This window comes from Bacillus sp. EAC (assembly GCF_002156875.1).
Taxonomy (GTDB): domain Bacteria; phylum Bacillota; class Bacilli; order Bacillales; family Bacillaceae_G; genus Gottfriedia.
In genome coordinates, this window is the sequence record NZ_NCSY01000027.1 from 1 (window position 1) to 1,006 (window position 1,006).

A 1,006-nucleotide genomic window follows, 5' to 3' on the forward strand; every position below is an offset into this window, starting at 1 on the left:
GAGCTACACCGCCATAATAATTATTTAAGTTTTTATAAGTGGAGCCTAGCGGGATCGAACCGCTGACCTCCTGCGTGCAAGGCAGGCGCTCTCCCAGCTGAGCTAAGGCCCCATGTTTAAATGGTCGGGAAGACAGGATTTGAACCTGCGACCCCCTGGTCCCAAACCAGGTGCTCTACCAAGCTGAGCCACTTCCCGTAATATGGCGCGCCCGAAAGGACTCGAACCCATAACCTTTTGATCCGTAGTCAAACGCTCTATCCAATTGAGCTACGGGCGCATATTAAAAATGGTACCGAGGGCCGGACTCGAACCGGCACGGGTGTCACCACCCGCAGGATTTAAAGTCCTGTGTGTCTGCCATTCCACCACCCGACCCTCTGATTAAAAGTCAGATGCTCTACCTACTGAGCTAATGGCTCGGAGTGCCGACTAAAGGACTTGAACCCTCAACCTACTGATTACAAGTCAGTTGCTCTACCTAAATGGTGCGGGTGAAGGGACTCGAACCCCCACGCCGAAGGCGCCAGATCCTAAGTCTGGTGCGTCTGCCAATTCCGCCACACCCGCATGTTATTTACTTAAAAATGGTGAGCCATGAAGGATTCGAACCTTCGACCCTCTGATTAAAAGTCAGATGCTCTACCTACTGAGCTAATGGCTCGGAGTGCCGACTAAAGGACGGGTGCCCTCAACCTACTGATTACAAGTCAGTTATTTGCTTGGGACATTGATTATTATAACAAAATATCAATCAAAGTCAACATTTTTTTAAAGATATTTTAAAGTTTTTACACTTTTTTATACCTTCAAAACTAGATAATGTCATTATCAAACTTGTTAGTTAAGTCCTCGACCGATTAGTATCAGTCAGCTCCACGTGTCACCACGCTTCCACCTTAACTGCCGTGTTCGGTATGGGAACGGGTGTGACCTCTTCGCTATCATCACTTGATTTATTTGCTTGGGACATTGATTATTATATCAAAATATGAATCACGATAAT

The 1,006-nt window shown here is 46.6% G+C and carries 5 tRNA genes; all 5 read right to left on the reverse strand.

The features are described 5' to 3' along the window. Positions 1 to 39 precede the first annotated feature (39 nt). The 5 genes from B7R65_RS20960 to B7R65_RS20980 all read right to left on the reverse strand — a co-directional run bounded on the left by B7R65_RS20960 (position 40) and on the right by B7R65_RS20980 (position 664). Positions 40 to 112: transfer RNA gene (locus B7R65_RS20960), tRNA-Ala, on the reverse strand. A gap of 9 nt (positions 113 to 121) precedes the next feature. Beyond that, positions 122 to 198 (reverse strand) — tRNA-Pro (locus B7R65_RS20965). 5 nt (positions 199 to 203) lie between these two features. Continuing rightward, a tRNA-Arg gene (locus B7R65_RS20970) sits at positions 204 to 280 on the reverse strand. A gap of 206 nt (positions 281 to 486) precedes the next feature. Further along, positions 487 to 570 (reverse strand) — tRNA-Leu (locus B7R65_RS20975). 18 nt (positions 571 to 588) lie between these two features. Continuing rightward, positions 589 to 664 (reverse strand) — tRNA-Lys (locus B7R65_RS20980). Positions 665 to 1,006 lie beyond the last annotated feature (342 nt).